Genomic DNA, 12,064 nt, shown 5'->3' with positions numbered 1-12,064 from the left:
CGCAGATGAGGGGATCGGGATATTGCCTGTCATTGCATTCTCCTCCAGCAATGGATTGGAAATCCGGCTTCGAAGCCGGTTGTTCTCGGGGTTGGCGTAAATCGGGACAGGCAGGCGGCCAATGAAGGCTTCGGCTGCGGGGCCGAAAACTCAGTCTTCGCCGCGGTGGCGGCGCGCCACCTCATCGAGGATCTTGCGCAGGTCCAGTGCGGAGGGTTCCTCTTCGACCAGCACGACGGTGCGCTCGACGTCCTTCAGATGCCGTTCCATCCAGGTCCGCGCGCCTTCCGCGTCGCCGGCGGCGATCAGTTCCAGCACCGCGTCGTGTTCGGAATGGCGGCAGCTGCCGGCCATCGGCGCGCCATAGGTGGAGATCACCAGCGAGGAGCGCGACACCAGGCCGGCCAGTATCTCGGCGACGGCCTCGTTCTCCGACACGCGGCTCAGCGCGACGTGGAACTCGCCCGACAGGTAGATCGCCTCGCGCCGGTCGCCGCGCGCTTCGGCCTCGTGTTCGCGGCGCACGATGTCGCGCAGCGCATCCAGCCCGGCCGGCGTGGCCTTGGCGACGACCAGGGCCATCACGCCGCATTCGACGATGCGCCGCGCCGCGAAAATGTCGCGCGCCTCCTTCACCGTGGGCTGGGCGACGGTGGCGCCGCGGTTCAGGCGGATGTCCACCAGGCGCTCGTGGGCAAGGCGCTGCAGCACCTTGCGGATGCTGGTGCGGCTGACGCCGAAAACCTCGGCCAGCGTGTCCTCGGGCAGCTTGGTGCCGGGCTCGAGATGGTTCTCGACGATGGCAGCGTACAGGTTCAGGTAAACCGCCTCGTCACGCCCGCTGCCGGACATCACGTCCCCGCCCTGCATCGCACCGAGATCGATCGATGAGCGCTTCTTACCCATTTGCCGTCTCCGTCATCGGCAGCCTGCGAAGGTGGCTGCCAGTCTTTGATCGCAGTCTATTTTCAATTTGTACATAAAACAATAATTTTTTGTATGCATTCAAAAGATTGATCGCACACAATTCACCACAGTTTTCTTCGCAACGACATGCACGATTCCCATACCGTCTTTCCTGCGAAGCCGTACAAGCTCCAGCCGGCCCCGGGCGCCAGGACAGTCCGGGCCGGAGCCGTCCTGGCGAACCGGTTCTCGAAAAAACGTGGATGGAAGGCTTCGTTGCGCTGCTGCGGCACTTCGAGGCTGGACATGGGATGCGGATCGGGGCAGCCGATCACCCGCCACCTCCGCGAGCGCGGCTTCGCCGTCGTCGGCGTCGATGCCCGCCGACGCTCATTTCGCGGTGCCGGAGCCGATTTCCCGGTGCGGAACGGGTCGTGGCGGACGTGCGCGCCCCGCCGCTTCCGCGCAGGCTTGGCGGTACCGGCCGTTCCCCGGATCGCAGGCGTGGTGAAGCACGCAGCCGGAAACCCGGCGCGCGGGCGCCGCACCGTGCGGCTCGCGCAGCGGTGCTGACGGCTAACTGGAAGTAGGCTTGGACGAGGTGTTCGAGGGCGTCGACAGCCCGGCGCCCGTCACGGCTTGAGGCGGTAGCCCGTCCTGAACATCCACATCACGATGGCGATGAACACCGCCAGGAACAGCAGCGCCATGCCGATGCTGATACCGACCGCGACGTCGGCGCTGCCGTAGAAGCTCCAGCGGAAACCGCTGACCAGGTACACCACCGGGTTGAACAGGCTCACCGTCCGCCAGGCCGGCGGCAGCATGTCGATGGAGTAGAAGCTGCCGCCGAGGAAGGTCAGCGGCGTGATGACGAGCAGCGGCACCAGTTGCAGTTTCTCGAAATTGTCCGCCCAGATGCCGAGGATGAAGCCCAGCAGGCTGAAGGTCAGCGCGGTCAGCACCAGGAAGAACAGCATCCACAGCGGATGCTCGATGCGCAGCGGCACGAACAGCGCGGCGGTGGCGAGGATGATGAGGCTCAGCATGATCGCCTTGGTGGCGGCCGCGCCGACGTAGCTGGCGACGATCTCGAAATGCGATATCGGCGCCGACAGCACCTCGTAGATGGTGCGCGAGAATTTCGGGAAGAAGATCGCGAAGGTGGCGTTCGACACGCTCTGCGTCAGCAGGTTGAGCATGATCAGGCCGGGCACGATGAAGGCGCCGTAGCTGACGCCCTCGACTTCGGGAATGTAGCCGCCGATCGCCGAGCCGAACACGACGAAGTACAGCGAGGTGGAGATCACCGGCGCCAGCACGCTCTGCAGCAGCGTGCGGCGGGTGCGCGCCATCTCGAAATGGTAGATGGCGCGTACGGCCTGCCAGTTCATCCTTGCTCTCCTGTCTGGTTCTGTTCGCGCTCGCTGACCAGGCCGACGAAGATTTCCTCCAGCGAACGCTGCTCGGTGTGCAGGTCGGCAAAGCCGATGCCCGCGCGGCCCAGGTCCTGCAGCAGGTCGGCGATGGCTGTGTCCTGTCCGCCGCCCTCGCCTTCGTAGTGGTACACCAGTTCGCTCCCCCCCTTGCCCAGCACCAGCCCGTAGCGCGCCAGCGCGGGCGGGATCTGCGCCAGCGGCGCGGCGAGCTGCAGCGTCAGGCGCTTGCCGCCGAACTTGCGCATCAGCGCCTCCTTGTCCTCGACCAGGATCAGTTCGCCCTTGCTGATCACGCCCACGCGGTCGGCCATTTCCTCGGCTTCCTCGATGTAGTGGGTGGTCAGGATCACGGTGACGCCGGTGTCGCGCAGGCGGCGGACCAGCTGCCACATGTCGTGGCGCAGTTCGACGTCCACACCGGCGGTCGGCTCGTCGAGGAACAGGATCTGCGGTTCGTGCGACAGCGCCTTGGCGATCAGCACCCGCCGCTTCATGCCGCCGGACAGCGACACCAGGCGGGCGTTCTTCTTGCCCCACAGCGACAGCGCCTTCAGCACTTCCTCGATATAGGCCGGGTTCGACGGCTTGCCGAACAGCCCGCGGCTGAAGCTGACGGTGTTCCACACCGACTCGAAGGCATCGGTGGTCAGTTCCTGCGGCACCAGGCCGATCATCGCCCGCGCGGCGCGATAGTCGCGGATGATGTCGTGGCCGCCCACCGTCACCCGCCCGGCGGTCGGGTTGACCAGGCCGCAGACGATGCTGATCAGCGTGGTCTTGCCGGCGCCGTTCGGCCCCAGCAGGGCAAATATCTCGCCACGCCGGATGTCCAGGTCGACCCCTTTCAGCGCGGCGAAGCCGCCGGCGTAGATCTTGGAGAGACCGGCAATGGAAATGATGGGCTGCATGGCCGGCCGGTCGCTCATGCCGCCGGCACGATGATGGCCACGCGGCGGTTCTGCGCGCGCCCGGCGGGCGTGGCGTTGTCGGCGATCGGCCGCATGCTGCCGAAACCGCGGCGAATGATGCTGCCGTAAGTCAGCCCGTGGCGTGCAAGTTCGCGCGCCACCGCCTCGGCGCGCCGCTCCGACAGCGCCATGTTGTAGTCGGGCGCGCCGGTATTGTCGGTATGGCCTTCGACCCGCACGGCATCGACCCTGATGTCCCGCAGCGTATCGACGACACGCTCGATGATGACCGAGGTCTCGCTGGAGATCTGATCGGTATCGATGTCGAACAGGATGCTGCCGCTCAGATTCAGACCCCAGCCGTCTTCGGTCTCGACGAAGCCGATCTTCTCGAGCGCGGCGACCTGTTCGGCGCTGAGACCGTATTTGTTGGGCACCGTCTGGCAGGCGGCGAGCAACAGCACCGCCGCCAGCATCAGCAGGCAACGGGTCAGGAAGCGGCCCGGGCCGGGATGGACGATATGTTCGGTCATTCGCTTGTTTCTCCATGATTGAGGCAAGGACGGGGGGCGGGATCGAAGATCCGGTAGTGGCCGCGCCCGTTCTGTTTTGCGGTATACATGGCCTGGTCGGCCGCGACGAGGAGCTGCTCCGCAGTCTCGGCATGCTCGGGGAACAGGGCGATGCCGATACTGACGGCGGGCGCGATCCGCACTTCGCCGATCTGCAGCGGCGGCGCCATCGCGGCCAGGATCTTGTCCGCCACCAGCACGGCATCATCGACGTCCCGCACCGAATCCAGCAATACGGTGAATTCGTCGCCGCCCAGGCGGGCGACGAGGTCGGTATCGCGGATGCAGTTGCGGATGCGGTCGGCCACGTCCACCAGCAGCGCATCGCCGACGGCATGGCCGTACTGGTCGTTGACCTGCTTGAAGCGATCGTTGTCCAGGTACAGCACGCCGACCTTGCCACCCGAGCCGCGAACGTCGCCCAGCGCCTTCTCCAGCCGCTCGGTGAAGCCGCGCCGGTTGGCCAGGCCGGTCAGGCCATCGCGCAGCGCGAGCTGGGACAAGGTCTGGTTGGCCACTTCCAGGCTGGACTGGCGCGCGATCAGTTCGACGTTGCGGGCATGGAGCTCGGCGAACAGGGCGTTGAAGTCCTTGCCGAGCTGATCGAATTCGACGATGTCCAGCGGCGGCACGCGGCGGCTGAAATCCTGCTGCAGCCGGGCGCCGTGGGTGGCCGAGGCGAGCGCCTCGAGCTGAGCGCTGATGCGCTGCGACATCCTCCCCGCCAGGCGGCTCGCGGCATAGAAGAACAGCGCGATGCTGCCCAGGCCGATGCCGACGGCCTGCAGCGTGTAGATGATGAATCGCGCGCCGTTGCCATGCACCACCACATTGCCGATGTGCTTGCTGCCGGAGCGGATCTCGGCAGCGATGGGTTCGGGGAAAAGCAGGCGCCCGACGGCTTCGTCGAAATGGCCGAGCATGCCGTTGCCGGGGTATCGATAACTGGCCAGCATACGCCCGTTCAACGTGCTGACGCTGGCCTCCCTGAGCTGTTCGCGCTCGGCGATCTGCAGCAGGATCTCGGAAGCGGTCCGCCGGTCCTCGAAAAGGACGGCTGCCTCGGCGGAGTAGGCGATGGTGCGCGCGACGAGCTGCAGATGCTGCTCGAGCTGCCCCCTCAGCGTGATCAGGGTCAGGGCGAACAGCGCCGTGCCCGCCAGCGTGATGGCCAGCACGGTCGAGTCGGTGTACATCCGGCGCAGGGCCTGGAAAAGAGTGGTGCGTTTGATGCTCGTCATGGGTGGCGCTGCAACTGCTCGGTCAGCCGCAGGACTTGGGGATTGACGCGCAGCCCGCTGCGGGAGATGGCATCGAGATTGGCCGCGAAGTTGTTCCTGTCGGGACGACCATCCAGACAGAACATGCCGCCGAAGGAACAGAAATCGTGTTCTTCGCCGATCGTGAGCACCGGCCTGCCGGTGAGCATCTTGACGAGAGCGGTCAGTTGCTCCGGCGGCAGCTTGCCGGCGTACAGCACGTCGCACTGCCCTGCTGCTTCCTCTTCGGAGGCTAGCTCATGCACGCCGACGTCGTACTCCGGCCTGCGCTCATCGTCCGCCGCGTACAGCGTTCCGCCATGTTCGCTGTCGCCGATGAGGCACAGCCGCAAGGGCCGGGGCGGCTCGGGCCAGCGCGTGTAGCCGATGATCCCCCAGACGATGGCGGCGGCACTCAGTTGCCGGTCTGCCGACGCCTCCGGCTCGTCCTGGGCCCGGGCACACCAGGCACTGCTCGCGAGCGGCACGGCCACCAGGCAGTAGATGATCAGCTTGCGTAACATGTCGGGTTTCCATCGGGAGTTGAGCGCCAAGTGGCCGCGTCGGGCATCAGCGGCGGTTCCGGACCTCGGTGCAAACCAGCATGTGCCGGCCGTGATTCTAGCCCGAAGCGCCCCCACAATCGCGGCAAACGCGATTCCACAGGCATCGCCGGTCGAAGCCAATGCATTTTTTCCTGCAGCTGCAGGCGCGCGGTATCGAGCCTGTGCGCGTGCCCGTCAGCCCAGCGTCGCCGTCGCCAGCTTGGCGCCGAAGCCGATGAACACGCCGCCCACGCCTGCGGTGGCACCGGCCGCCGCGCGGCGATGGCGGCGGAAATGGGCCGCGAGCCGGGCGCCCGAAAAGATCAGCACCGACAGATAGAGCACGCTGCAGATCTGCACGATGACGCCGAGGATCACGAAGGACAGCCCCGGATGGGCATAGGCCGGATCGACGAACTGGATGAAGAAGGAAACGAAGAACAGGATGGCCTTCGGATTCATCAGGCTGATGATCAGCGCGGTGCGGAAAGGATGCGGCGTGCCGCTCACCGCAGGATGGCCGGTCACGGCTTCTGCTCCGGCTTCGTCGCCGCGCCGCCAGGCGGCCAGGCTGGCGCGCAGCAGGCCGATCCCCACCCAGGCCAGGTAGGCCGCGCCGGCATACTTGATCGCCATGAACAGTTCGGGCGTGGCGCGCAGCAGCGAAGCCATGCCCAGCACGGCGAGCAGCATCAGGATGGTGTCGCCGGCGAAGATGCCGAGGGCACCGCGATAGCCTGCCGCCACGCCCCAGCGCGAAGCCGTCGCCATGACGTAGAGCGAGTTCGGGCCGGGCAGCAGCACGATGAAGATGGTGCCGAGGATGAAGGTGCTCAGGTCGGTGATGCCGTAAAACATGGCCGCATTCGCAGGCAGATGGGAAGCCGTCACTTTGCCACGCAACTCGCCGTCGGGCCAGCGAGACGCGCTTGCCCTTCAGCGGCGCACGGCGACGAATTCGAGCGGTGCATCCACGCTGCCGCCGCGCTGGATCTGCAGCCGCACGTGCAGGACATCGCCATCGACCCGGGCCTCGTAGTGCTGCACCATGCCCTGCACCGCGTCGCCGCCGGCAATGGATTCGGCGCGCGTGGCGAAACGCAGCCGGCCGTCGCGCCATTCCACCTGTTCGATCAGGCGCGGAACACCGAGGAAGCTTGCGCTGCCCTCGACCGTGTCGCCGTCCGCGACGAAATCGAAGCGCTCCCGCAGCTCGACGTTCCACTGGTAGCTCACGTCGGCCTCCCACACCCCCTGCAGCGCTTGCGGGCCCGGGGCGGACGATCCGCTCCACAGCCAGGCCGCGGCAAGCATGCCGGCCAGCGCGGCAGCCGCCGCCATCCCCGGCCAGCGCAGCCGCCGGCGCGGCGCCGGGACGGCCAGCCACTGCTCGAGGGCGGCATACAGCCGCTGCAGGTCGGCTGGCCATGACGCATCATCGAGCGACAGCGCATGGCGATTCGCCAGCCCGCGCAGCGACGGCGGCAATGCCTCCACCGCCGGCATCGCCGCGCCCCCCACCAGCACCGGCACCACCGGCTTGCCGGAAGCCAGCGCGCACTCGATCTCGCGCCGCACGTGATCGTCGGCGCGGTCGAGCCTGCGCTCGCCGTCCCGGCTGGCAGCGAGCCAGCCCGGACCGATGACCACCAGCACCGCCTGGACCTGCCGCAGGCTGTGCTCGATGGCGATCTCGAAATCGGCGCCGGGCCGGATGTCGTCGACATCGCGGAACACGCTGCCGGCCCCCAGGCGCTGCTCGAGCGCATCGGTCAGCCGGCCGGCGAAGCCGGCGCTGTCCTCGCGGCGATAGGAAACGAACAGGCTGGGCACGGGCGTTCAGCGGAAGTGGGCCACGCTTGCATTCAAGCACGCGGATGGAAGGCCGGCCACCCCCGGCCACGCCTCAGCCCGCCGCGCGGCGCGACTGCCACAGCGACCACAGGCTGGTCAGCGCCAGCGCGCCGCCGATCAGCAGCATGCCGGCGAACTCGGCGGCCGATGGCCGCTCGCCCAGTTCGATCCAGCCCGCCAGCACACCGACCATCGGGATGCCGAGCGCCGACAGGCCGGCCATGCCTGCCGACAGATGCTGCAGGATGTAGAGCCACAGCAGCCAGGCCAGGCCGGTGGCCAGCACCGCATTGAAGGCCAGCGCACCGTAGAAATAGGGCGTGGGATCGATCGGCCGCGACGGCAGCAGCAGCGCGACGATGCACAGCGCCAGCGCGCCGAACAGCATCTGCCAGGCGGTCAATGCCAGCAGGTCGAAATCGTGGTCGCGCCGCAGGCGTTTGGCGAGGATGGCCGACAGTGCCCAGGTCAAGCCGCCGCCGATCGCGAGCAGGTTGCTGAACAGGCTGCTGTGCATCGCCCAGGGTTCGAGGATCAGCACCAGGCCGCCTGCGGCAATGGCCAGCGCCAGCCACTGTATGCCGCGGATGCGCTCGCCCAGCGCCCACCAGGCCATCGGGATCACCCAGAAAGGCATGGTGTAGACCAGCACCGCCGTCTTGCCCGCGCCGCCGGCCACCAGCGCCCACTGGATCAGCGCGGTGAATGCGCCCGTCTGCACGACGCCGAGCATCGCCACCCGCGGCATCGCGGCCAGCTTCAGCGGCTTGCGCAGCCCCGCCAGCACCAGGAACAGCGTCGCCGCGCCCAGCAAGGTGCGGATGGCGGAAAAGTCGAAAGGATCGACGTACTGGATGACCTGCTTCATCACCACCCAGTTGTAGCCCCAGATGCCCGACAGCAGGATCAGGGCGAGGATTGCCAGACGCGAAGGCGACATCGATTGCATTGCATTTCCAGATGAAAAAGAGCGCGGGGACGCCTGCAAGGCGCCCCCGCGCGTTGAGAAAAGTGGTGGCCGGCACCCCGGTGGCTTGCCGCAGCCGCTACGGTCCGCCGCGCTTCCTCGGTCAGCGATCGCGGCGGTGGCGCCTGGCCACTTCGCCGAGAACTTTCTTCAGGTCCGGGGCGGAGGGCTCCTCCTCCTCCAGCACGACACTGCGCTCGACCTCGCGCAGATGGCGCTCCATCCAGCCACGCGCGCCTTCGGCGTCGCCGGAAGCGATCAGATCGAGCACTTCGTCGTGCTCGGAATGGCGACAGCTGCCGGCCATCGACGAGCCGTAGGTGGAGATCACCAGCGAGGAGCGCGACACCAGGCCGGCCAGTATCTCGGCGACGGCCTCGTTCTCCGACACGCGGCTCAGCGCGACGTGGAACTCGCCCGACAGGTAGATCGCCTCGCGCCGGTCGCCGCGCGCTTCGGCCTCGTGTTCGCGGCGCACGATGTCGCGCAGCGCATCCAGCCCGGCCGGCGTGGCCTTGGCGACGGCCTGGGCCATCACGCCGCATTCGACGATGCGCCGCGCCGCGAAAATGTCGCGCGCCTCCTTCACCGTGGGCTGGGCGACGGTGGCGCCGCGGTTCAGGCGGATGTCCACCAGGCGCTCGTAGGCAAGGCGCTGCAGCACCTTGCGGATGCTGGTGCGGCTGACGCCGAAAGCCTCGGCCAGCGTGTCCTCGGGCAGCTTGGTGCCGGGCTCGAGATGGTTTTCGACGATCGCCGCGTAGAGGTTGCGGTAGATCGCCTCGTCCCGGCCGCCGGCGGACCGGTCTTCCTCACCCTGCAGCGAACCGAGATCGATCGATGAACGTTTCTTGCTCATGCCCTGTTCTCCAGCACCAGCGCTTCACAGACGGTGCCGACCGCGCTGGACGCAAATCCATTGGAAAATTGTACACAAAATAGAATAACTCTGTATTTATAACCACTATCAGCCTGGCAACCGGATTCACAATCACCGTTCGGGCCGAGCCCTTCGGCAAACGGCATCCCGGCTTCGGCCCGGCGCCAGCCTCCACGACGACTCGCCGTTCAATACTGACGCCAAGGTGTGGAACGTGCAGAAAGAGCCCGGCCGGCGACAGCTCCGCGGCCCGGGGCGCGCATCAGCCGATGATGCCCCACCAGCGCAGGGTCTGGCGGAAGTGGTCGCGTACCGCGGCGGCGGCGCGCTCCTCGTCGCCTGCGGTGATCGCATCGATGATCGTCAGGTGTTCTTCCATCGCCGGCACGATGCGGTCGGGCAATAAGGGCCGTGAATGCTGGATGATCGAGATGCGGTCGCGGTTGCGGGAGTAGATTTCGTGCGCGCTGTTGTTGCCGAGCGCCCCGGCGAGCGTCACGTGCAACCCCCAGTCGACCGCCATCGCCTCGCGCTGCAGCGACGGCGTGATGCCGTCGCGCGCGACGTCGAGCACCCGCTGGTGCAGCGCGCGCAGCGCGTCGAGCCTGCCCGCGCGCCCGTCGCGCACGAGCTGACGCGCGCCTTCCTGGTCGAAGATCGTGCGCAGGTGGAAGCACTCGCGGATCAGTTCCGGCGTGGCTTCCATGACCGCGACGCCACGCTTGGGCAGCACCCGCACCAGCGCGGCCGACTCGGCGCGCTTGACCGCCTCCCTGATGGGGGCGATCGGCAGGCCGATCGATTTCACCAGGTCCGGCATGGACACGAACTGGCCCGCGCGCAGTCCCCCGCTGGTCAGCAGTTCCCTCAGCGCCAGAAAGGCCTTGTCGGCCAGCAGCAGACCGTCAACATCCGGCATGTTCATCTCATTGCTCCCGTATGGTCGAACATTGTCACACACGGCTGGAGCAGGGGAAATGCCTGCCGCCATCTCGGGTTCTTGCCATAAAAAATTTTTACTATCATATCAGTGACGTTATAACTAACATTTCAGAAAGAATATGAGCACCCCGCAAGCTGGAACGCATTACCCGGCGTTCCGGCAGCGGTGGCCGAAACAGGCGCACTGAACCCCAGCGGCGCCCGGGGCGGCAGAAAACCAGAATGGTTGCCAACATGCTTGTCAACATGCAGGCACGAGGCAACTCCTTCCACACGGTTCGTGAGGCAAACCATGAAGAAACCGTTCTATAAAACATTGTTCGGGCAGGTCGTCATCGCCCTGGTCCTCGGCGTGATCGTCGGCGTCGTCTGGCCCGATTTCGCTGCCAAGCTCAAGCCGCTCGGTGACGGCTTCATCAAGCTGATCAAGATGATCATCGCGCCGCTGGTGTTCTGCGTCGTGGTGCACGGCATCTGCAGCACGGGCGATCTGAAGAAGGTCGGCCGCGTCGGCGCCAAGGCGCTGGTGTATTTCGAGATCGTCACGACCTTCGCCCTGGCGCTGGGCGTGCTGCTCGCCTACACCCTGCAGCCTGGCGTCGGCATGAACGTCGACCCGAGTTCGCTCGATGCCTCGGCGATGTCCGCCTACACCGACCGCGTCGCCCAGGCCACGAGCACGATCGACTTCATCATGAAGATCATCCCGGCCACCTTCGTCGATGCCTTCGCCAAGGGCGACATCCTGCAGGTGCTGCTGATCGCGATCCTGTTCGGTACCGCGGTGGCGGCGATGGGCGAAAAGGGACGTCCGGTGACGGCGGCGATCGACAGCCTTGCACACGTGTTCTTCAAGCTGATCGGCTTCATCGTCAAGCTTGCGCCGCTCGGTGTGCTCGGTGCGATCGCCTTCACCGTGGGCCAGTACGGCGTCGGCTCGCTGAAGCAGCTCGGCATGCTGGTGGCACTGTTCTACGTCACCTGCGTGATCTTCGTCATCGGCGTGCTCGGCCTCATCCTGCGCCTGGCCGGCTTCAACATCTTCAAGTTCCTCAAGTACATCCGCGAGGAACTGCTGGTGGTGCTCGGCACCGCCTCGTCCGACTCGGTGCTGCCGCAGGTGATGCGCAAGCTCGAGCTGATGGGGATCAAGGACTCCACCGTCGGCCTCGTCATCCCGACCGGCTACTCCTTCAACCTCGACGGCTTCTCGATCTACCTGACCCTGGCGGCAGTCTTCATCGCCCAGGCCACCAACACGCCGCTGTCCACCGCCGACCTGCTGACCATCCTCGCCATCTCGCTCGTCACCTCCAAGGGCGCGCACGGCGTGCCCGGCTCGGCGATCGTGATCCTGGCGGCGACGCTGTCCGCGGTGCCGGCGATCCCGGCGATCGGCCTGGTGCTGGTGCTGTCGGTCGACTGGTTCATGGGCATGGCCCGTGCGCTGACCAACATGATCGGCAACTGCGTCGCCACCGTCGTCATCGGCGTGTGGGAAAAGGACATCGACCGCGAACGCGCCCACAAGGTGCTGAACGGCGAGATCACGGTCGACCTGCATGCGCCGATCCAGCCCGAAGCCCTGGCCGCCGCGCGCGCCGAGGCGGAGGCAGCCACGGTGGCCGACATCAAGGACGCCGCGGACATCAGCCCCTCGCGCGCCTGAAACACCGCACCCGGCATCCCTTCCATCCCCCCGCCCGGCGGGCGCACCCCGCCCGCCGGACTCATGCAACTGCTGCACCCACATTTTCACAGGAGAAGTCCCCATGGCTAGTCACACTCCCGG

General features: G+C 66.7%; 13 protein-coding genes. 1 reads left to right on the top strand and 12 read right to left on the bottom strand.

Annotated elements, in window-relative coordinates:
- Positions 1-150: 150 nt before the first annotated feature.
- From TBU01S_RS21630 to TBU01S_RS21580, 12 genes are all read right to left on the bottom strand, one after another.
- A complete protein-coding gene (locus tag TBU01S_RS21630; RefSeq protein WP_083953784.1) occupies positions 151-906 on the bottom strand; it encodes a GntR family transcriptional regulator in 756 nt (251 codons plus the stop codon).
- A gap of 122 nt (positions 907-1,028) precedes the next feature.
- On the bottom strand, positions 1,029-1,214 hold the full coding sequence (locus TBU01S_RS24200; RefSeq protein ID WP_157659247.1) for a hypothetical protein: 186 nt from the start codon (positions 1,212-1,214) through the stop codon (positions 1,029-1,031).
- 324 nt (positions 1,215-1,538) lie between these two features.
- Positions 1,539-2,300, bottom strand: a complete 762-nt coding sequence (locus TBU01S_RS21625) for an ABC transporter permease (RefSeq protein WP_068639563.1) — start codon at positions 2,298-2,300, stop codon at positions 1,539-1,541.
- Positions 2,297-3,253, bottom strand: a complete 957-nt coding sequence (locus TBU01S_RS21620) for an ABC transporter ATP-binding protein (RefSeq protein ID WP_068639562.1) — start codon at positions 3,251-3,253, stop codon at positions 2,297-2,299. The genes TBU01S_RS21625 and TBU01S_RS21620 overlap by 4 nt, the downstream gene beginning before the upstream one ends.
- A 14-nt stretch (positions 3,254-3,267) precedes the next feature.
- Positions 3,268-3,786 carry an outer membrane lipoprotein YfiB gene (yfiB, locus tag TBU01S_RS21615; RefSeq protein ID WP_068639561.1) on the bottom strand — a complete coding sequence of 173 codons (519 nt, stop codon included), beginning with the start codon at positions 3,784-3,786 and terminating at the stop codon, positions 3,268-3,270.
- Positions 3,783-5,066, bottom strand: a complete 1,284-nt coding sequence (gene dgcN, locus TBU01S_RS21610; RefSeq protein ID WP_068639560.1) for a diguanylate cyclase DgcN/YfiN — start codon at positions 5,064-5,066, stop codon at positions 3,783-3,785. Before dgcN ends, yfiB begins: the two co-directional genes overlap by 4 nt.
- Positions 5,063-5,608 (bottom strand): regulatory sequestration protein YfiR, encoded by a 546-nt coding sequence (gene yfiR / locus TBU01S_RS21605; RefSeq protein WP_068639559.1) that lies wholly within the window; start codon positions 5,606-5,608, stop codon positions 5,063-5,065. The genes dgcN and yfiR overlap by 4 nt, the downstream gene beginning before the upstream one ends.
- A gap of 216 nt (positions 5,609-5,824) precedes the next feature.
- Positions 5,825-6,487: a leucine efflux protein LeuE gene (leuE, locus tag TBU01S_RS21600; protein WP_068639558.1), complete on the bottom strand. Its 663-nt coding sequence runs from the start codon at positions 6,485-6,487 to the stop codon at positions 5,825-5,827.
- A gap of 78 nt (positions 6,488-6,565) precedes the next feature.
- On the bottom strand, positions 6,566-7,462 hold the full coding sequence (locus TBU01S_RS21595; RefSeq protein ID WP_068639557.1) for a toll/interleukin-1 receptor domain-containing protein: 897 nt from the start codon (positions 7,460-7,462) through the stop codon (positions 6,566-6,568).
- Between the two features lie 73 nt (positions 7,463-7,535).
- On the bottom strand, positions 7,536-8,423 hold the full coding sequence (locus TBU01S_RS21590) for a DMT family transporter (protein ID WP_174524564.1): 888 nt from the start codon (positions 8,421-8,423) through the stop codon (positions 7,536-7,538).
- A gap of 130 nt (positions 8,424-8,553) precedes the next feature.
- Positions 8,554-9,309, bottom strand: coding sequence for a GntR family transcriptional regulator (locus TBU01S_RS21585; RefSeq protein ID WP_068639555.1), 756 nt, complete (start codon positions 9,307-9,309; stop codon positions 8,554-8,556).
- A gap of 283 nt (positions 9,310-9,592) precedes the next feature.
- Positions 9,593-10,249 (bottom strand): GntR family transcriptional regulator, encoded by a 657-nt coding sequence (locus TBU01S_RS21580; protein WP_068639564.1) that lies wholly within the window; start codon positions 10,247-10,249, stop codon positions 9,593-9,595.
- Positions 10,250-10,564: 315 nt separating this feature from the next.
- On the opposite strand from TBU01S_RS21580, the gene TBU01S_RS21575 reads away from it, so the two are divergent.
- On the top strand, positions 10,565-11,941 hold the full coding sequence (locus TBU01S_RS21575; protein ID WP_068639554.1) for a C4-dicarboxylate transporter DctA: 1,377 nt from the start codon (positions 10,565-10,567) through the stop codon (positions 11,939-11,941).
- Positions 11,942-12,064 lie beyond the last annotated feature (123 nt).

The organism is Thauera butanivorans NBRC 103042 (assembly GCF_001591165.1).
Taxonomy (GTDB): Bacteria; Pseudomonadota; Gammaproteobacteria; order Burkholderiales; family Rhodocyclaceae; genus Thauera; species Thauera butanivorans.
This window is presented reverse-complemented; position numbering and strand designations above follow the sequence as displayed.

Bases quoted from the DNA above. Each gene is read 5' to 3' on its own strand.
- TBU01S_RS21630 (WP_083953784.1), bottom strand. From the start codon at position 906: ATGGGTAAGAAGCGCTCATCGATCGATCTCGGTGCGATGCAGGGCGGG.
- TBU01S_RS24200 (WP_157659247.1), bottom strand. From the start codon at position 1,214: ATGTCCAGCCTCGAAGTGCCGCAGCAGCGCAACGAAGCCTTCCATCCA.
- TBU01S_RS21625 (WP_068639563.1), bottom strand. From the start codon at position 2,300: ATGAACTGGCAGGCCGTACGCGCCATCTACCATTTCGAGATGGCGCGC.
- TBU01S_RS21620 (WP_068639562.1), bottom strand. From the start codon at position 3,253: ATGCAGCCCATCATTTCCATTGCCGGTCTCTCCAAGATCTACGCCGGC.
- yfiB (WP_068639561.1), bottom strand. From the start codon at position 3,786: ATGACCGAACATATCGTCCATCCCGGCCCGGGCCGCTTCCTGACCCGT.
- dgcN (WP_068639560.1), bottom strand. From the start codon at position 5,066: ATGACGAGCATCAAACGCACCACTCTTTTCCAGGCCCTGCGCCGGATG.
- yfiR (WP_068639559.1), bottom strand. From the start codon at position 5,608: ATGTTACGCAAGCTGATCATCTACTGCCTGGTGGCCGTGCCGCTCGCG.
- leuE (WP_068639558.1), bottom strand. From the start codon at position 6,487: ATGTTTTACGGCATCACCGACCTGAGCACCTTCATCCTCGGCACCATC.
- TBU01S_RS21590 (WP_174524564.1), bottom strand. From the start codon at position 8,423: ATGTCGCCTTCGCGTCTGGCAATCCTCGCCCTGATCCTGCTGTCGGGC.
- TBU01S_RS21585 (WP_068639555.1), bottom strand. From the start codon at position 9,309: ATGAGCAAGAAACGTTCATCGATCGATCTCGGTTCGCTGCAGGGTGAG.
- TBU01S_RS21580 (WP_068639564.1), bottom strand. From the start codon at position 10,249: ATGCCGGATGTTGACGGTCTGCTGCTGGCCGACAAGGCCTTTCTGGCG.
- TBU01S_RS21575 (WP_068639554.1), top strand. From the start codon at position 10,565: ATGAAGAAACCGTTCTATAAAACATTGTTCGGGCAGGTCGTCATCGCC.